Annotated in this window: 15 protein-coding genes; 7 read left to right on the top strand and 8 right to left on the bottom strand. The window is 70.1% G+C overall.

Annotated features, from left to right (window positions below):
* From ALI22I_RS23640 to ALI22I_RS23630, 3 genes are all read right to left on the bottom strand, one after another.
* Nucleotides 1-1,545 (bottom strand): alpha-amylase family protein, encoded by a 1,545-nt coding sequence (locus ALI22I_RS23640; RefSeq protein ID WP_077007737.1) that lies wholly within the window; start codon nt 1,543-1,545, stop codon nt 1-3.
* Complete coding sequence (locus ALI22I_RS23635) at nt 1,542-2,501, bottom strand: TIGR03885 family FMN-dependent LLM class oxidoreductase (RefSeq protein ID WP_077007736.1); 960 nt, start codon at nt 2,499-2,501, stop codon at nt 1,542-1,544. The genes ALI22I_RS23640 and ALI22I_RS23635 overlap by 4 nt, the downstream gene beginning before the upstream one ends.
* Before the next feature lie 435 nt (nt 2,502-2,936).
* A complete protein-coding gene (locus ALI22I_RS23630; protein ID WP_077007735.1) occupies nt 2,937-3,410 on the bottom strand; it encodes an FxsA family protein in 474 nt (157 codons plus the stop codon).
* A 108-nt stretch (nt 3,411-3,518) separates the two neighbouring features.
* On the opposite strand from ALI22I_RS23630, the gene ALI22I_RS23625 reads away from it, so the two are divergent.
* From ALI22I_RS23625 to ALI22I_RS23600, 6 genes are all read left to right on the top strand, one after another.
* Nucleotides 3,519-4,907, top strand: a complete 1,389-nt coding sequence (locus tag ALI22I_RS23625; RefSeq protein ID WP_077007734.1) for a KamA family radical SAM protein — start codon at nt 3,519-3,521, stop codon at nt 4,905-4,907.
* A 120-nt stretch (nt 4,908-5,027) separates the two neighbouring features.
* Nucleotides 5,028-5,852, top strand: coding sequence for a transglutaminase-like domain-containing protein (locus tag ALI22I_RS23620; RefSeq protein ID WP_077007733.1), 825 nt, complete (start codon nt 5,028-5,030; stop codon nt 5,850-5,852).
* Nucleotides 5,849-6,733: a transglutaminase family protein gene (locus ALI22I_RS23615; protein WP_077007732.1), complete on the top strand. Its 885-nt coding sequence runs from the start codon at nt 5,849-5,851 to the stop codon at nt 6,731-6,733. The genes ALI22I_RS23620 and ALI22I_RS23615 overlap by 4 nt, the downstream gene beginning before the upstream one ends.
* A 163-nt stretch (nt 6,734-6,896) precedes the next feature.
* Nucleotides 6,897-8,114: a cytochrome P450 gene (locus ALI22I_RS23610; RefSeq protein ID WP_077007731.1), complete on the top strand. Its 1,218-nt coding sequence runs from the start codon at nt 6,897-6,899 to the stop codon at nt 8,112-8,114.
* A 175-nt stretch (nt 8,115-8,289) separates the two neighbouring features.
* The gene (locus tag ALI22I_RS23605) at nt 8,290-9,147 is read left to right on the top strand and encodes a carbohydrate kinase family protein (protein ID WP_077007955.1); all 858 of its coding nucleotides are present in this window, start codon (nt 8,290-8,292) and stop codon (nt 9,145-9,147) included.
* A gap of 162 nt (nt 9,148-9,309) precedes the next feature.
* Nucleotides 9,310-11,610: a helix-turn-helix transcriptional regulator gene (locus ALI22I_RS23600; RefSeq protein WP_179118330.1), complete on the top strand. Its 2,301-nt coding sequence runs from the start codon at nt 9,310-9,312 to the stop codon at nt 11,608-11,610.
* A 1-nt stretch (nt 11,611) separates the two neighbouring features.
* On the opposite strand, the gene ALI22I_RS23595 is transcribed toward ALI22I_RS23600, so the two are convergent.
* The 4 genes from ALI22I_RS23595 to ALI22I_RS23580 all read right to left on the bottom strand — a co-directional run bounded on the left by ALI22I_RS23595 (nt 11,612) and on the right by ALI22I_RS23580 (nt 17,004).
* The gene (locus ALI22I_RS23595; protein ID WP_077007729.1) at nt 11,612-12,235 is read right to left on the bottom strand and encodes a GNAT family N-acetyltransferase; all 624 of its coding nucleotides are present in this window, start codon (nt 12,233-12,235) and stop codon (nt 11,612-11,614) included.
* 56 nt (nt 12,236-12,291) lie between these two features.
* A complete protein-coding gene (locus ALI22I_RS23590) occupies nt 12,292-14,562 on the bottom strand; it encodes a hypothetical protein (RefSeq protein WP_077007728.1) in 2,271 nt (756 codons plus the stop codon).
* Nucleotides 14,563-14,600: 38 nt separating this feature from the next.
* A complete protein-coding gene (locus tag ALI22I_RS23585; RefSeq protein WP_083751962.1) occupies nt 14,601-15,842 on the bottom strand; it encodes a cytochrome P450 in 1,242 nt (413 codons plus the stop codon).
* A 553-nt stretch (nt 15,843-16,395) separates the two neighbouring features.
* Nucleotides 16,396-17,004, bottom strand: coding sequence for an SGNH/GDSL hydrolase family protein (locus ALI22I_RS23580; protein ID WP_238598528.1), 609 nt, complete (start codon nt 17,002-17,004; stop codon nt 16,396-16,398).
* 176 nt (nt 17,005-17,180) lie between these two features.
* On the opposite strand from ALI22I_RS23580, the gene ALI22I_RS54755 reads away from it, so the two are divergent.
* On the top strand, nt 17,181-17,312 hold the full coding sequence (locus ALI22I_RS54755) for a hypothetical protein (protein ID WP_274522994.1): 132 nt from the start codon (nt 17,181-17,183) through the stop codon (nt 17,310-17,312).
* Between the two features lie 4 nt (nt 17,313-17,316).
* Here the strand turns inward: ALI22I_RS54755 and ALI22I_RS51095 are convergent, their stop codons facing one another.
* Nucleotides 17,317-17,472 (bottom strand): hypothetical protein, encoded by a 156-nt coding sequence (locus ALI22I_RS51095; protein WP_179118329.1) that lies wholly within the window; start codon nt 17,470-17,472, stop codon nt 17,317-17,319.
* Between the last annotated feature and the right edge of the window lie 85 nt (nt 17,473-17,557).

The raw sequence follows: 17,557 nt of genomic DNA, 5'->3' as shown, positions 1-17,557 counted from the left end.
CTACCGCCTCACCTGGCGGAACCACCGGCAGTCGTACGGGCCCAACTCGATCCGCGCCTTCCCGTCCTTCACCTCGACCGTGCCGTCCACCAGCACGTCGGCCAGCTCGCCCTCCAGCTCCGGCAGCTCCACCGCCGCATCCCGGTCGGCCAGGTTGTGCACCGCGACGACCGTGCCGCCGTCGATGTCGCAGCGGTGCGCGAACACCCCCGAATCCGCCGTGTCCACCACCCGGAACGCGCCCCACGCCAACTCCGGACACTCCCGGTACCGCTCGACGAGCAGCCGCGTCCACGCCAGCAGCGACTCCGGATCCCACCGCTGCTCCGCCTCCGCGTCCCACCACATCGGCGTGCGCACCGCCTCCCGCCCCTCCAAAGCGAGGTCCTCGGTCATGCCGAGCTCCTCGCCGTAGAACAACACCGGCGTCCCCGGCAGCGAGAACAACAGGCTGTACACCATGCGGATACGGCGCATGTCGTGCCCCAACATCCCCGGCAACCGACGCCGCAACCCCCGCCCGTACAGCTGCATCTCCTCCTCCGGACCGAACGCGTCGAACACCTCCCGACGCTCCGGCACGGTCAGCTTGTCCAACGTCAACTCGTCGTGGTTGCGCACGAACGTCGCCCAATGGCAGTCACGCGGCGGCTGCGGCCGCTCCCCCAACGCGTGCGTCAACGGCCCCGCGTCCTGCCGCGCCAACGACAGGTACATCTGCTGCATCCCGATGAAGTCGAAACACATGTGCAGCTCGTCGCCCACACCGTCGTTGTGGCCGAAGAACTTCATCGTCTCCGCGTACGGCAGGTTCACCTCGCCCAGCAGCACCGCCTCACCGTTGCGCCGCGACAGGAACGCCCGCAGGTCACCCAGGTAGTCGTGCGGATCCGGCAGCTCCTCGATCGGCGCCTCCAACAGGAACGGCACCGCGTCCACCCGGAACCCCGACAACCCCAACTCCATCCAGAACCCCATCACCCGCGCGATCTCGTCCCGCACTGCCGGGTTCGCCACGTTCAGGTCCGGCTGGTGCCGGTAGAACCGGTGCAGGTAGTACTGCTTCGCCTTGCGGTCGTAGGTCCACAGCGACTTCTCCTTGTCCGGGAACACCACCCCCTTCTCCGCGTCCGGCGGCGGCTGGTCCCGCCACACGTACCAGTCGCGGAACGGGCTGTCCGGCTCCCGCGCGCTCTGGAACCACGGGTGCTGGTCCGACGTGTGGTTCACCACGAGGTCCGCGATCACCCGGATACCCCGGTCACGCGCCGTGCGGACGAACTCCACGAAATCGCCCAACGTCCCCAACCGCGGGTCCACGCCGTAGAAATCGGTGATGTCGTACCCGTCGTCCCGCTCCGGCGTCGGGAAGAACGGCATCAACCACACACACGTCACACCCAACCGGTGCAAGTGGTCGATCCGCTGCGTCAACCCCCGGAAATCACCACAGCCGCTGCCGTCGGAATCGTGGAACTTCTCCACGTCCAGGCAGTACACCACCGCGTTCTTCCACCACAGGTCCGCCGTCCTGGTCAGCTTCACGCCCGCACCTCCGGCAGCACCCGCGCACCGAACGCCTCCAGGAAACGCCCCTGCTCCCGACCCACGTGATGCAGGAAAAGCCCTTCGAACCCCAGGTCGACGTAATCGCGCAACATTCCGGTGTGCCGGCCCAGGTCCGACGACACGTTGACCACCTCCGCCACCCGCTCGGCCGTCACGTGCTCCGACGCCACGTCGAAGTGCTCCGCCGTCTCCAGGTCCCAGCACACCGGCGGACCGAACACATTGCTCCGCCACTGCTCGTGCGCGACCGCCCGCGCCTCCTCCTCCGACTCCGCCCAGCTCAGGTGCACCTGCAGGTACAACGACCCCCGACCACCCGCGTCCCGATACGCCCCCACCACCCGCTTCAGGTGCTCCACGGGTGCGTTCACGGTGATCAACCCGTCCGCCCACTCCGCACACCACCGCGCGGTCGGCTCACTCACCGCCGCACCCACCAGCCGCGGAGGCTCCTCCGGTCTCGTCCACAACCGCGCCCGATCCACCCGCACCAGCCCGTCATGCGAGACCTCCTCCCCCGCCAACAACGCCCGGATCACCTCCACGCACTCCCGCAACCGCGCGTTGCGCACCTCCTTACGCGGCCACGGATCACCGGTGATGTGCTCGTTGCTCGCCTCACCACTGCCCAACGCCACCCACAACCGACCCGGGAACATCGCCCCCAACGTCCCGATCGCCTGCGCCACGATCGCCGGGTGATACCGCTGACCAGGCGCGTTCACCACCCCGAACGGCAACCCCGTCGCCTGCATCGCCGCCCCCAACCACGACCACGCGAACGCCGACTGCCCCTGACGCGCACTCCACGGCGAGAAGTGATCCGAACTCATCGCCGCGTCGAACCCCACCTCCTCCGCCTGCCGGACCGCGGCCAACAACGCGGACGGATGAACCTGCTCGTGCGACGCGTGCACACCGATGACGGTCATGCCGTCTCACGTACCCCACGAGCCGGCAGGCGAACCGGACACACCCGGCACACCTCACACACCGAGGCCGGGCCCACTCCGGACGATTCGCTCGCTCCGGACGGTTCGCTCGCTCCGGACGCTCGGTTCAGAACGGCTCGGCGCTCGGTCGGGTTCGGCTCGGTCGGCCGGTTCAGACGGCCCAGCGCTCACGCGGCTTCGGCTCGGTCGGGCCGTCTGGGCGGGCCGGGCCGGTCGAGGGCCGGCTCAGTCGGGCCGGTCGAGGGCCGGATCTGCTCAGCCGACTCGGGCCGGCTCGGGTCAGGGTGGGGCGGGCAGGGGGCTTGTGGTCTCGGGGGCTCCTCTTGGTTTTGACCGACGTTTCAAGAATAAAATAACAGCGTTTCCTGAGGTTGCCGGACCATGATCACCCGATCGTGTGGCGGGACTCGGAGGTCAGGTGAGTTCGGGGCGGTTCGTCGGCGTCTCCGGCCGGACGTCCACCACGTCACCGTCGACCACCACACCACCCGCCATCGGGTGCTGCCCGTACCGCAGGTTCAGCGTCATCGCCCGCTCACGCTCCTCCGCCCGCCGCGCGATCCGCTTGCTGACCAACCGCCGCGTCGGCGGGAACAGCAAGAACAGGCCCACGACATCGCTGATGAACCCCGGCACGACGATCAGGAACCCCGCCGCCGCGATCAGCACCCCGTCCGCGATCTCCTGATGCGGCGCGCGCCGCGTCCGCAACGCCTCCGAGAACGCCGCCATCGTCCGCGCGCCCTCACGGCGCATCAGAACCGAGCCCACCACCCCGCCCAGGATCAGCAGACCCAGGGTCGGGAGCAGACCCCAGGCGCCGAACGCCGCCACCAGAGCGGTGACCTCGACAGCCAAGCCGATGAGCAGTACCGCCAACACGCGCATACCCACCCCAACGCACGAGCCGCCCGAAACGCTCCCCGCCGAAATATTTACGTCGAACTAGCCATCTGACAGCATATCTTCAGGCCACCTGACCGGTAGGGAGCATGGATGACTGCGCTGCACGAGGCCGCACCCACGTTGCACCGGGCTGACCCACAGCCCTACACCTACGTGCGCCGAGAACTGGTCGAACCCGACTGGCGCCGCTTCCCCGGCTGGCGCGACGTCACCGACGCCCAATGGCGCGACGCCCAATGGCAACGCGTCAACTGCGTCAAGAACCTCAAACAACTCCGCACCCTCACCGGCGACCTGCTCACCGACCGCTTCTACGAAGACCTCGTCGCCGACCAGGAACAAACGGCCACGATGTCCATGCTCGTGCCGCCCCAGATGCTCAACACCATGGCCCCCGACGCCCCCCAGGACCCCGAAGCGTTCACCACGGCGTTCCTCGCCGACCCCATCCGCCGCTACATGCTCCCCGTGCGCTCCGACCGCGACCCGGACTGGCCCAGCCACCCCCACTCCGCCCGCGACTCCCTGCACGAAGCCGAAATGTGGGTCGTCGAAGGCCTCACCCACCGCTACCCCACCAAGGTCCTCGCCGAACTGGTCTCCACCTGCCCCCAGTACTGCGGCCACTGCACCCGCATGGACCTCGTCGGCAACTCCACCCCCCAGGTCCAGAAACACAAACTGACCCTCAAACCGGTCGACCGCCAAGACCGGATCATCGACTACCTCAAGCGCACACCCGGCGTACGCGACGTCGTCGTCTCCGGCGGCGACGTCGCCAACGTCCCCTGGCCCCAACTCGAATCGTTCCTGATGCGACTACTCGACATCGAAACGGTCCGCGACATCCGCCTCGCCACCAAAGCCCTCGCCGGACTCCCCCAACACTGGATCCAACCCAAAGTCGTCGAAGGCCTCGAACGCGTCGCCCGCACCGCCTCCCGACGCGGCGTCAACCTCGCCATCCACACCCACGTCAACCACGTGCAATCCGTCACACCACTCGTCGCCGAAGCCGCCCGCACCGCCCTCGAAGTCGGCATCCGCGACGTGCGCAACCAAGGCGTGCTCATGAGGGGCGTCAACGCCACCCCCGACGACCTGCTCGACCTCTGCTTCGCCCTCCAAGGCGAAGCGAACATCCTGCCGTACTACTTCTACATGTGCGACATGATCCCCAACGCCGAACACTGGCGCGTCGCACTCTGGGAAGCCCAAGACCTCCAACACGCCATCATGGGCTACCTCCCCGGCTACGCCACCCCCCGCATCGTCTGCGACGTCCCCTACGTCGGCAAACGCTGGGTACACCAACTCCACGACTACGACCGCGAACTGGGCATCTCCTACTGGACCAAGAACTACCGCACCGGCATCGAACACGACGACCCCGAAGCACTCCACCGCCGCTACCCCTACTACGACCCGATCTCCACCCTCGGCGACACCGGCCGCCAATGGTGGACCGACCAGGCCTGAACCACCCCCCACGCCAAGCCCCGGACACCCACGTGTCCGGGGCTTCGCGCACCCCAAAGCTTGACCACGCCACCGAACGGGTAACACTCCCCCGTAACACAACGAGGGGATCATGACCCGATGGACTCACGCCGGATCGCAGTGGGCTGCGAGTTCGTCTACCACGCCGAAATCCCCACCCCGACCATCTTCCAGGTCCAACCCGGCGACGAACCACCCGTCACGATTCTCGAAGAACACCACACCACCACCCCCGACACCCCCACCGGCCACTACACCGACCTCTACGGCAACCGCTGCCTCCGACTCGTCCTCCCCGCCGGCCGATCCACCTTCACCTACCAAGCACTCGTCGACGTCCCCGACGCCACCGAAGACGCCGACGAGAACGCACCCGAACTACCACCCGACCAACTCCCCGACGACGTCCTGCTCTACACCCTCCCCAGCCGCTACTGCCTCCCCGACGTCCTCGGCGACGAAGCCTGGTCCCGCTTCGGCTCCACCCCCACCGGCTACGGCCGCGTCCAAGCCATCTGCGACCACGTCAACAAACACCTCGAATTCCGCTACGGCAGCACCACCGCCCAATCCACCGCCTACGACGTCAACACCAGCGGCTTCGGCGTCTGCCGCGACTTCACCCACCTCGCCATCACCTTCTGCCGATCCCTCAACATCCCCGCCCGCTACGTCTTCGGCTACCTCCCCGACATCGACACCAACCCCGACCCCATGGACTTCGCCGCCTGGATGGAAGTCTGGCTCGGCGGACGCTGGTGGACCTTCGACCCCCGCAACAACCGCCGCCTCACCGGACGCATCGTCATCGGCCGAGGCCGCGACGCCTCCGACGTCGCCATGGCGACTACATTCGGCGGACCCGTGCTCGAATCCATGGTCGTGACCGCCCACGAGGTCCACCCCCAGGAGGAAACCCAGTGACGGCCCACGACTCACTCACCGCACCCCTGCTCGACCACACCGCACTCGACCTCGACGCCGCACGGCGCATCACCTACCGCATCGAACAGAACTTCCGCTACGACTACGACACCCCCGTCCAAGCCGTCCGCCAACGCCTCGTCGTCGTACCACCCGCCCGACACGGCGACCTGCACCGCCGCACCCACCGCGTCCACGTCACCGGCGCCACCACCCGACGCCGCGTCGGCCGCGACGCCGCCGGCAACACCGTCGTCCGCATCCACGCCGACCGCGTCGAACGCAGCGTCGAGTTCCACATCACCGCCGTCCTCGAACGCATCCGCGCCCACGGACACCCCCGGCTGCCCGCCTCCGCCCTCGCCGACCCCCGCCTGCTGCGCCCCACCCAGCTCACCGGCGCCGACGACCACGTACGGGCCCTCGCCCACGACCTCGCCGCCGACGGCGCACGCGGACTCGACCTCGCCGAACGCATCTGCACCGAAGTCCACGCCGCGATCACCTACGAGGACGGCGCCACCACCGTCTTCACCACCGCTGCCCAGGCACTCGCCGGCGGACGCGGCGTCTGCCAGGACACCGCCCACCTGATGCTCGCCCTGTGCCACGTGCTCCGACTGCCCGCCCGCTACGTCTCCGGGCACCTCCTCGGCCAGGGCGGCACACACGCCTGGGTCGAAGTCGTCGTCCCCGAGCACGACCAGGCCGTGGCCGTCGCCTTCGACCCGTGCCACGGCCGGCGCGCCGACAACGGCTACGTCACCGTCGCCACCGGCCGCGACTACGTCGACGTGGCGCCGACCTCCGGCACCTACGTCGGCGCACCTGGCGGCCGGCTGAGCGCGACCCGCCAGGTCGGCGTGATCGCCGCCGCCTGAGCCTCTTGGCTGCTTTGTGCTGCTCGTGCTGTACCACTCCGATGTGGTTGATTTTGGTCAACACTGAAGCTATCGAGCCGATAAAACTATGAAGGCCGCTCGACTACGCCATTCCGTTGGCGACCGTGGTGCCCCGCCGTCACCGCAGGACAGACTGGCGGCCATGACCGAATCAGTCGTTGCGCTCAAGTCCTACGACATCTTCGCCCCCGAGGCGCTGGCGGACCCGATGCCGCTCCTGCACCGGATTCGCGCCGAGAGCCCGGTCAGCGTGATCCCCCAGCTCGACGCGTACCTGCTCACCCGGCACGCGGACATCCTCACGGCGCTCAAGGACCGCCGCCTCTCCCCCGCCAACATGGCACAGGCCCTGGCCACGTTCAGCCAGGCCGAGCAGGACGAGCTGCTCCCCCTGCGCCAGTCCATGGAGCTGTGGATGGGCCACACCACCGAGGCCGGCCACACGCGGTTCCAGCAGCTGCTCAAGCGCTACTTCACCCCCGCCACGGTCAACGGCTTACGCCCCAGGGTGCGCGAGCTGACCAACGAACTGATCGACGCGGTGGCCGAGCAGGGCCGGATGGACGTCGTCACCGACCTCGCCTACCCGTTGCCCGCCAACGTGATCGCCGAGATGCTGGGCATGCCGACCGAGGACCGCGAGCAGTTGCAGGCGTGGTCGCGCGACATCCTGGCGATCTTCCAGCTCACCGGCATCGATCGGCTGCGCCGCTCCCAGAGCAGTGTGCTGGAGATGCAGGAGTACGTGCGCGGCCTGGTCCGACAGCACCGCGCCGACCCGCGCGACGACCTGATCAGCATGTTCGTCGCCGCCGAGCGTGAGGGCCTGGTCAACGAGGACGAGATCGTGGCCAACTGCGTGCTGCTGCTGTTCGCGGGCCACGAGACGACCGCCGGACTCATCGCCAACGGGCTCGTGCTGCTGTTCCAGAACCCCGACGAGCTGGCCCGGCTCAAGGCCGACCCGGAGCTGACGCCCTCCGCCGTGGAGGAGATGCTGCGCTGCGACGGGCCGGCGGGCCTGATCGTGCGGGAGAGCACCGAGCCGGTCGAACTGGCCGGCCTGGACCTGCCCGCCGGCAAGCGGTTCTACCTGGCGATGATGGCGGGCAACCGGGACCCCGAGGTGTTCACCGACCCGGACCGCTTCGACATCACCCGCCGGCCCAACCGGCACACCGCGTTCGGCCTGGGCGCGTTCTACTGCCTCGGCGCCGCCCTCGCCCGCACGGAAGCCGACGAGTGCTTCCGCGTCCTGCTCGACCGCTGCCCCGACATCCGGCCCGCCTACGACGTCCTCGACCGCACCCCCGTCCCGCCGCTCACGCACCGGCTGAACTCGCTCGACGTGGAGTTCTGAGGTCGGCCGCCGTTCGCGCATGATGTGCGCGTGAATGGAACCGCAGCATGGGACGTCATCCTGCGGGACGACGTCCAGGCGGCTTGTTGACCGTCTGCTGCGTGAGGGCTTTTTTCAGCCAACACTGAAGCTATAGAGGTGAGTGTGGGTCGATCGCTTCCGCACAATGGGCGGCATGGGGAAGCCGAAGGTGTTCGTCGCGGGGCCGGTGTCGTGGAACCGGCTGGTGTTGCTGGACCGGCTGCCGGAGCCACGACCGCACACCGTGTTCGCCGCCGGCCACCGCACGGCGGTCGGCGGCACGTCGGCGGGCAAGGCGCTGAACCTCGCCTCGCTCGGCGCGGACGTCACGCTGCGGACCGTCGTGGGTGACGACGACGCCGGGCGTGCGGTGCTCGACGTGCTCGAACGGGCGGGCGTGGAGGTGATCGCCGAGGTGGCGGACACCGCCACCGAGCAGCACCTCAACCTGATGGACCCGAACGGCGGGCGGCTGTCGATCTACCTCGAACTGCCGCGACTCCCCCGTCCCCGGCACGACGACCGGTCTTCGGCCGCGTTGGCGGCGGCCGACGCGGCGGTGATCGACCTCGCCGACCACGCCCGTCCCCTGCTCGCCGCCGCCCGTGAGGCCGGCGTGCCGGTGTGGTGCGACCTGCACGACTACGACGGCGTCGCCGACTTCCACCGCGACTTCCTGGCAGCCGCCGACCACGTGTTCCTCAACGACGACGCCTTCCGCGATGAACACAGTGAGAGGGACGCGCTGCTGGTGTTCCTGAAGTCCCTCGACAAGCGGGTGATCGCCACGCTCGGGGCCGACGGCGCGATGGGCGTGGTCGACGGCGCCGTCCACCGCGTCCCCGCCGTGCCAGTCGAGGAGATCGTGGACACCAACGGTGCCGGTGACGCCTTCTTCTCCGGCTTCCTCATCGCCCACCTCGCCGGCGCGGACGTACCCGCGGCGATGGCCGCCGGTGCCGAACAAGCCGCCCGTTGCCTGGCGTCGCCGGGCTTGGCGCCCGAAATGTGAGCGTCAAGACCCGCCTGCCTGCCGACCGACGCCGCCGTGGGCGTGGTCGTCGCGAGCCGGTCGACCTGCCGGCCACTCCCCCACACCGACGACGACTCGCCCGTGCCACCCGCTTTGTGGATCTCACGGCGGCCGGATACGGCGATGTCGTACGGTGTCCGGATGACCGAGCGGGCATCGGGACACGGTGGGGTGCCGCGGGCGCTGAGTTCGTTCGTCGGCCGCAAGGAACTGCTCGCCGAGCTGCGTCGTCGGATCGGCGCGGCGCCGCTGATCACGCTGACCGGCGTCGGCGGTGGGGGCAAGACACGGCTGGCGCTGGAACTGGCCGCGCAGGTGCACCGCGCCTACGACGACGGCGTGCGCGTGGTCGAGCTGGCGTCCGCGCGCGGCGGCGACCCCGAACTGCTGGCGCAAGTCGTGTCGAGCGCGGTGGGTGTGCCCGACCAGGCCACCACCACGCCGTTGGCGACACTGGTCGACTACCTGCGGTCGCGCCAGCTGCTGCTGGTGCTGGACAACTGCGAGCACCTGGTCGAACCGGTCGCGCACCTGGTGCACACGGTGCTCGGCGCGGCTCCCGGCGTGCGCATCCTGGCCACCAGCCGGGCCCGGCTGCGGGTGCCCGGCGAGGTGCTGGTCATGGTGCCGCCGCTGGACGTGCCCGCCGAGGACGCGCCGCTGGACCTGGACTACGAGTCCGTCGCGCTGCTGGTCGACCGGGCCGAGGCGAGCGTGCCCGGCTGGCGGGTGACGCCGGAGAACTGGCCGGACGTGGTGCGGGTGCTGCGCCGGGTCGCGGGCATCCCGTTGGCCATCGAGCAGGCCGTGGTGCGGATGCGGTCGATGCCGGTGTCGCTGCTGGCCGACCGGCTGGACGACGTGATCCGCGTGCTCACCGCCAACGACACCACCGCGGTCGAACACCACCAGACCATGGCCGCCCTGATCGACTGGAGCCACGACCACTGCACGCCCGCCGAACGCCTGTTGTGGGCGCGGCTGTCGGTGTTCGAGGGCGGGTTCAGCCTGCCCTCGGCGGAGGCCGTGTGCGCGGGTGACGGCCTGGCCGCCGACGACGTCGCCGACGCGCTGGCCGGGCTGCTGGACAAGTCGATCGCGCTGCCGACCGCCGACCGCAGCCGCTACCACCTGCTGGAACCGTTGCGGCAGCACGGCGCGGCGCAGCTGCGGACCGCCGGTGAGGTGGACGACCTGCGGATGCGGCACCAGGAGTACTTCCGGCGTGAGGCGGCACGGCTGGCCGAGTCGTTCGTCGGACGCAACGAGGCCGCGTTGCTGTCGGCGGTCGACGCGGACATGGCCAACTACCGGGTGGTGCTGGCCGACCTGATCCGCAACCCGGCCACCCCGCACGTCGGGCTCCAGATGAGCGTGGACCTGGCCCGCACCCGCTGGTACACCTACGCCGGCCGATTACCGGAAGAACGGCTCTGGCTCGGACGCGCGCTGGCCGCCGTGCCGGAGACCGCGGACCCGTTGCGGGCCAGCGCGATCGCCCTCGACGCGTGGATCGCGTTGTGCCTCGGGGTGGAACGGGAGCTGGTCGCGAAGCGGGTGGACGAGGCCGACGCCCTGGCCCGTGAGGTGGGCGGGCCGCTGCCCGCGGTGACGTTCGTGCGCGGGGCGTACGCCGTGCTGGCGTTGGGCGCGGTCGAGGGTGTCGAGTTGCTGCGCCAGGCGCACGAGGAGTTCGGGGCGCTCGGACCGGCCTTCGCGGTGGACCACCACCTCGCGCACATCCTGCTCACCGTGTCGCTCGTGCTGCTCGGTTCACGTGAGCAGGCCGAACCCGCGGCGGACGAGTTCTTCGCGGCCTGCGAACGGCTCGGCGCGCAGTGGGGGTTGAGCTGGGCGCACTGGTGCAGTGGCGTGGTGCAGACCCGGTGGGGTGACCCGGAACGCGCGCTGGACGTGCTGTTGGAGGGTCTGCGGATACAGCGGGCGATCCGCGACAAGTGGGGTCCACTGTGGACGATCGAGGCGTTGGGGTGGGCACAATCGCGGGCCGGTGACGGCTACACCGCGGCCCGGATGCTCGGGTTGGCGAACAGGCTGCACCGGGTGACCGGGGTGCGGTTGGACGGCTTGGTGCCGTTCGCGTGGGTCGCCGCGCAGGCCGTGGCGCGGGCCAGGGCGGTGCTCGGCGACGAGGAGTACGCGCGGGCGTACTCGAACCAGGTGGAGTCGGTGGACCACGCGCTGGCCATCGTGCTCGACGAGGTCGCCACACCCGAGCCCGACCGCCGTCCGGGCGGGCTGACCCCGGCCGAGTGGAACGTGGCCCGGCTGGTGGGCGACGGCCTGTCCAACCCGGAGGTCGCCACCAGGCTGGTGATCTCCCCCGCGACCGTGCACACCCACCTGACCCGGATCTACCGCAAACTCGACATCGCCAACCGCCACCAGCTGATCACGCTGCTGGCGAGCATGGCCGGCTAGGTCACGACGTCCGGGCGGTTCTGGAGTCGAGCCGCCCGGACGGACGGCCGCGGTGTCGGGACCAATCCGGAGCGAGGATCGACATCACGGTGGCGTCCACGCGCTCACCCTCCCACAGCAGCGCGTCGCGCAGCACGCCCTCGGCGACGAAGCCGACCTTCTCGTAGACGCGGCGGGCGCGCGGGTTGAAGGCGTACACCTCCAGCGCGATGCGGTGCAGGCCCAGCTTCTCGAAGCCATAACCGACGATCAGCCGCACCGCCTCCGTGCCCAGGCCGCGGCCGAACGTGCCGGGCACGAACGAGATGCGGAAGCCGCAGCTCTCGTTGCCCGCGTCCCAGTCGTTGAGCACCGCTTCCCCGACCACGTCCCCCGTCGCCTGCTCCACCACGGCCAGGTCCAGCCGGTCGTCCTGATCACCGCGCGTGTCGTACCAGGCCCGCAGCCGCACCTCGTCGACGCCGCCGTGGCTGCCGGTCAGCCGCGTGATCTCCGGGTCCCCGAACATGGGCATCAACGCGGGCACGTCGGCCGCCGTGACCGGCCGGAGCAGGACCAGCTCCCCGCTCAGCGTGGGCTTGACGCCGAAATCGGGGGCCGGAGCGGTTCGATCACGATCAGCCATGGCGGCAGTGTGTCCGGCCGACCGGCCCGTTGTCCTCCGGATTCGACGCGACACGGCTACAACTTTCCCCCGACCGGTGGCAGTCCCCACGAGCGGCGGCACTCGTTGAGCAGGTCCAGGGCGGCGACCGGGTTCAGGCCGCTGACCCGTCGGACCTCGGCCAGACCGTCGAAGAACGGCGCGCGATCCATGCGCTCCTCGTCCAGGCCGTCGTCGAACACGGCCAGCACGGCGGACAACAGCGCCACGTTGACCGCGAGCACATCGCGCAGCCGCGCGTCGTCGGCGTCGACCGCCAGCAGCCGCTCCACGTACCGGTCCAGCGGTCCGCTCGCCAACGGCGTGCCCAACGGCTCGACCAGCGCCCGGAACAGCACCGGGTTGCCCGCGCCCACCGCGTGCGCCGTGGACTTGCGCACCCGCTCGACGTCCAGTTCCACCAGCCGCAGCGCCACCTCGGCCAACGTCATGCCGCTCAGGTCCAGCATCGCGATCGAGTAGCGCACCAGGTCGCGCGGGATGCCACCGGAGAGCACGTGCACCAGCGCCGCGAACTGCACGGGCAGACCGACGATCTGGTGGCCGAGCAACTCGCACGCCGTCCTCAGGTCGAGGTTCTCCAGCCGGACCACCTCGTCGAACGCGCTGTCGAACACCGTGCGCAACCCAGGACTGCCGAGGTCGAACTCGTACAGCGCGTCCTCCGACACCGACACCAGGAAGAAGCACCCGCCGGCGCCGAACACGGCCTTGATCTCGTTGAGGAACGTCCTGGCCCGCTCCCCCGTGCCCAGCCGGTCCAGCTCGTCGATACCGACGATCACCCGGCCGGGCAGCTCGTCGTCATCTTCCGTGGCGGCCCGGAGCGTCGCCGCCACCTCGCGCAGGAACTCGGAGAACTCGTCCACGATCTCGGGGTAGGTCAACGCCCGCGTCGCGAAGGCGATCGACTTCCGGCCGCTCAGCTCCACCCCGGACCGCCCGGCCTTGCCCGCTATCTCGCCGGTGTAGGTCTGCAGCGACCGCACCGCCACCAGCCGGGACATCGCCGTCTCGGCCAGGTCGGCGATCCGGGTCGGCCGGTGCCCGGTGGCCCCGTACATCCCGACGGACCGCTCGCGGAACTCCGTCAACCAGCGCCGTTGCCGCATCAGCTTCGCCGGGGGCGGTGACTTGCGCGGATCACGGCCGCGGGCGTACTCGATCACCCGCCGGCACAGGGCCGCGTACAGGTGCAGGACGAACTCCTGCGGCTCGTACACCACGGGCGCCGACACCATCAGCGTGAGGTCGGGCGCACGGCCCGGCTCGCGGTAACGGCCGGCGCAGAACGCCCGCATCAGGTTGGTCTTGCCACTGCCGCGCGGCCCCGACAGCGCGAGACTCCCCCGTCCCCGCGCGGCCACGATGCGAGCCAGTTCCTGCCCGGTCCTCGTCTGCACGTGCACCGCCCGGTCGTGCGAGATGCGCAGACCGGGCGACTCCTCGACGTCCAGCACGGTCTCGAACCGCGGGCCCAGTTCGTCGTTCAGGCGTTTGCGCAGGAACGGCAGCACACCGTCGGTGAGCAGCACCTGTTCCCACTCCTTGCGCACCGACATCCGGATCAGCCGGTAGCGCCGGCGGACCCGGCCGACGCCCTGCTCCCCCACGTTGACGAGAAACCCGCCGACCGCGGACACGCCCTTGGTCGGGACCGTCTCCAAGATCACCCACGCCACGACCAGGGCGACGAGGACGACCACCGTGACGGCGGTGGAACCCCGCGACGCGCCGATCGCCTCCGACACGAACTCCTGCACCCTCGGATCCGGCACGACATGGCGCAGCACGAGCGCCACGCTGGCCGCCATCGCGGCCAGGAAGACCAGCACGTCGTAGAAATCCGGGTTGAGCAGCACCACACCGCGGCTGCGCGGACCCCCCAACCGCGCCCGCAGTTGCGCGGAGAGGGGGAACGCGGCGACGTAGAGCACCACCAGAGCACTCTCGAACCAGCTCCCGAGCTCCTGGTAGGCGAACAGCAGGAGCGGACCGTAGAAGATCACCAAGTCCAGTACGCGCCCAGTGCCGCGCGCCACCCGGGTGAGCAGTCGTCCGGTGCCGATCGACAGGCGGCGCAGCGGGCTGCGGTGCATCGCCTCCAGTTCGGCGTGCGCCGACTCCTGCACGCTCGCCACCGCGCTGATGCTCGCGCTCTCCGCGAACACCAACGACCGCAGATCGGGTTGCGTGAGCGACGACTTGGTCAGGCCCCAGGCGATGTCCGGCTCACCGAAGGCCGCGGATACCGCGGCGCGTAACGGCTTGTCGTCATCGGCGTCCACGAGAGGTCATCTTGTCAGCGGATCCCGTCGGCCCGCGATCACGGCTCCAGCAGCACGTTGACCGCGGCGAAGGTGCTGGTCACGACCTTGTCGCCGCGATCGAGCTCCGCCGGGTCCACCGCCAGCCGGGCCGACGGCGCGCGCTCGCGCAACGCGGTCAGCGCCGCCCTCGCCTCGATCCGCGCCAGGTGGTGGCCCAGGCAGTAGTGCACGCCGTGCCCGAACGTCGCGTGTCCCAGTGCCGCGTTGCCGGTCGCGGGCGCGCGCGTCGGGTCGAACCGGTCCGCGGTCGGACCGTGCACCAGCGGGTCACGGCCCGCCGTGCCGAGGCCGATCATCACCACCGAGTCCGCCGGGATGACACCGCCGGGCAGGTCGATGTCCGCGGTGGCGCGGTAGTGCGGGGTGACGCGGATCGGCGAGTCCCAACGGGCCGCCTCCTCGACGGCGGCGGCGACGGTGTCCTGGTTCAGCGCCTCCCACGCGCCGGGCGTGGCGAGCAGGGCGACGGCGGCGTTGCCGATCAGGCCGGTGGTCGTCTCGTGTCCCGCGACGACGAACAGGATCGCGGTCGTCAGCAGTTCCTCGGGGCTGAGCTGATCGCCGTCGATCCGTGCTTCGACGAGGGCGCTGAGCAGGGCGTCGTCCGGCTGTTCCCGCTTGTACTCGACCAGGCCGGCCAGGTAGCCGAACATGGCGTCGGAGGCGGGCACCACCAGCTCGGGCCGTTCGGTCATCATCGCCGTGGTCCAGTCGTGCAGCTGGTCGCGGTCCTCCTCCGGCACGCCGAGCAGGTCGCAGATCACCGCCAGCGGCAACGGGAACGCCAGGCCGGCGATCAGGTCGGCGTCCTCGGGGAGGGCGGCGACCAGTTCCGCGGCGGTCTTCTCCACCGCCGGGCGCAGGGCGTTGATGCGGCGCGGTGTGAACGCCTGCGACACGAGGGCGCGCAGCTTGCGGTGGTGCGGCGGGTCGGTGTTGAGCATCGACGGGCCGATGATCCGGGACAGGTCGGTGGGCCTGCCCTTGCGCGCCAGCTGGTCCTGCATCGCGGCACGCAGCCCGGCGGCGTCCTTGGCCAGCCGGCCGTCGTTGAGCAGGTCGCGCGTCGGTTCCAGACCCATGGTGGTGACGAGCACTTCCAGGCCGTTGGGCAGTTCGGCCGGGTGCACGGGGCCGAGGCGGGCCAGCGCGTCCTCGTGCGCGTGGTGCTGCCATCCGCGCAGCGGACCGCCGACGAGGGCCTGTCGGTCCGGGGCGAACTCCGCGGTCAGCTGCACATCGTCTCCTCGGTATCGCTACTGGTTGCAGTGTCCACTTTCGTGTGAACACCACACCCCGCGCATCAACCGCCATCCGTATTCCGGGTGACGACATACGGAGATCGGTGGACATGACCGCACCATTGCGGATACGGAGGGTTGTACGGATGTTTGCTGATGCGGATACCACCTCCGTACGTGACGCTGTAGGGCGTTCGGCACCCCGACGGCCGAACACACGCCGGGCGGGTCAGGCGGTTGGGCCGCCGCCCGGCATCCCGGGGGGACGGGGAGGGGGCCGCACTACGCGCGGCCCCTTTTCCCCGACGCGGAACCAGCCCTCGCCACGATGCCGGAGCGGCATCCCGTGTGCCGGCGCTACCAGGAAGTCAGCCCGCTGAGCGGGCGGGCGAACACCAACTCCCCCGGCCCGGCGCGGACCACGTCATCGCCAGCCGGCAGTGCGATCAAGACAGCCTGACAGCCGCCCAGCCGATATCCACGGGTAGATTGTTTCGGTCTACACTGAAGCTACGAAGATGAGTGGCACGACCGAGCGGTCGGCGTCGACTCAGGCTGCCCAGCGGCCCGCCGCCGTCAGGACGTAGGGGGCGAGTGCGTCGGCGATGAGCGCGTAGCCCGCGGGCGAGGGGTGGAAGCGGTCGGCGGAGAACAGGCCGGGGTCGGTGGCGAACCGGTCGAACAGTTGGGACCCGACGGCCGCCACCACACCGCCCGCGCGGACCACCGCGTCGGCCTGGGCACGGGCGTAGAGGCCGCTGGCCTGCGAGACGAACGCCCGGTAGGCGGACGGCACGTGCGAGACGACGCCGAGGTCCGGCGCGGTGGCCACCACCACCTGGCCGCCCGCACGGCGCAGGTCCAGCACGGCGTCGTGCAACAGCCTCGCACCCACCGCGGGCAGCGTGAACGACGTCAGGTCGTTCGCACCGATCACGATCAACGCCAGATCGGCACCCGTGGACACGGCGGCACGCACCTGCGCGGCCAGACCGGTGGAACGCGCGCCGGACACGGCGTGCACCCCGAGGTCCACCCCGTGCCCCGCCGATCGGAGCACGTCGGTCAACAGCCGACCCAGGGTCTGCTCTGCCCGCGCGCACCCCACACCGACGGCGAGCGAATCACCCAGGACGCGAAAGCGGAGTTGTTCAGTCATCACGAAGAACAACGTCGGAACCCGTCTCCGTGCTCCCGAGCGTCGCCGACCTCACCGCCGGCGGTCGGAGTCACTTCAACTGGTTGCCGAAGCCGCCGGTCAGGTGGAACCGCCTTCGACGGGTTCCAGGACGAAGGCACAGGCACCGGCCGCGTCGAAGGCCGGGAACGCGGCCGGTGACACGAAGGACCGGGCTCGACGCGTCGATGAAGACGTACACGCTCTGGATCACGCTGTCCTGGACGGTGATCACGTCCCGCCCGGTGACCACGGGTGCCCCTCCGACCGGCCCCATGGCCCACGAATAGGTCGTCAGCGCTTGGACGGGTCGCAGTGCGCCTCGGTCGCCGTCACGTAGACCGGCACGCCACCGACCACGGCGCTGACGACGACGTCAGCCCGAATCGCCGGAAGTACCCGACCCAGACGGGGATCGACACCCTGACTTGTCGTCCACAGAATCCGCACCGGCAAAGGCTAGGGGCGGACCGGACGGCGGACCTACCAGGTCCGGACGACCACAGCGTCACCGGTTGAGGGGCGTTATTCTAGT

Source organism: Saccharothrix sp. ALI-22-I (genome assembly GCF_001984175.1).
Lineage (GTDB): Bacteria > Actinomycetota > Actinomycetes > Mycobacteriales > Pseudonocardiaceae > Actinosynnema.
The sequence above is the reverse complement of the archived record's forward strand: the minus strand, read 5'-3'. Positions and strand labels throughout refer to the sequence as shown.

Bases quoted from the DNA above. Each gene is read 5' to 3' on its own strand.
- ALI22I_RS23605 (WP_077007955.1), top strand. From the start codon at position 8,290: ATGGGGAAGCCGAAGGTGTTCGTCGCGGGGCCGGTGTCGTGGAACCGG.
- ALI22I_RS23595 (WP_077007729.1), bottom strand. From the start codon at position 12,235: ATGGCTGATCGTGATCGAACCGCTCCGGCCCCCGATTTCGGCGTCAAG.
- ALI22I_RS23610 (WP_077007731.1), top strand. From the start codon at position 6,897: ATGACCGAATCAGTCGTTGCGCTCAAGTCCTACGACATCTTCGCCCCC.
- ALI22I_RS23580 (WP_238598528.1), bottom strand. From the start codon at position 17,004: ATGACTGAACAACTCCGCTTTCGCGTCCTGGGTGATTCGCTCGCCGTC.
- ALI22I_RS23630 (WP_077007735.1), bottom strand. From the start codon at position 3,410: ATGCGCGTGTTGGCGGTACTGCTCATCGGCTTGGCTGTCGAGGTCACC.
- ALI22I_RS23625 (WP_077007734.1), top strand. From the start codon at position 3,519: ATGACTGCGCTGCACGAGGCCGCACCCACGTTGCACCGGGCTGACCCA.
- ALI22I_RS23620 (WP_077007733.1), top strand. From the start codon at position 5,028: ATGGACTCACGCCGGATCGCAGTGGGCTGCGAGTTCGTCTACCACGCC.
- ALI22I_RS23635 (WP_077007736.1), bottom strand. From the start codon at position 2,501: ATGACCGTCATCGGTGTGCACGCGTCGCACGAGCAGGTTCATCCGTCC.
- ALI22I_RS23600 (WP_179118330.1), top strand. From the start codon at position 9,310: ATGACCGAGCGGGCATCGGGACACGGTGGGGTGCCGCGGGCGCTGAGT.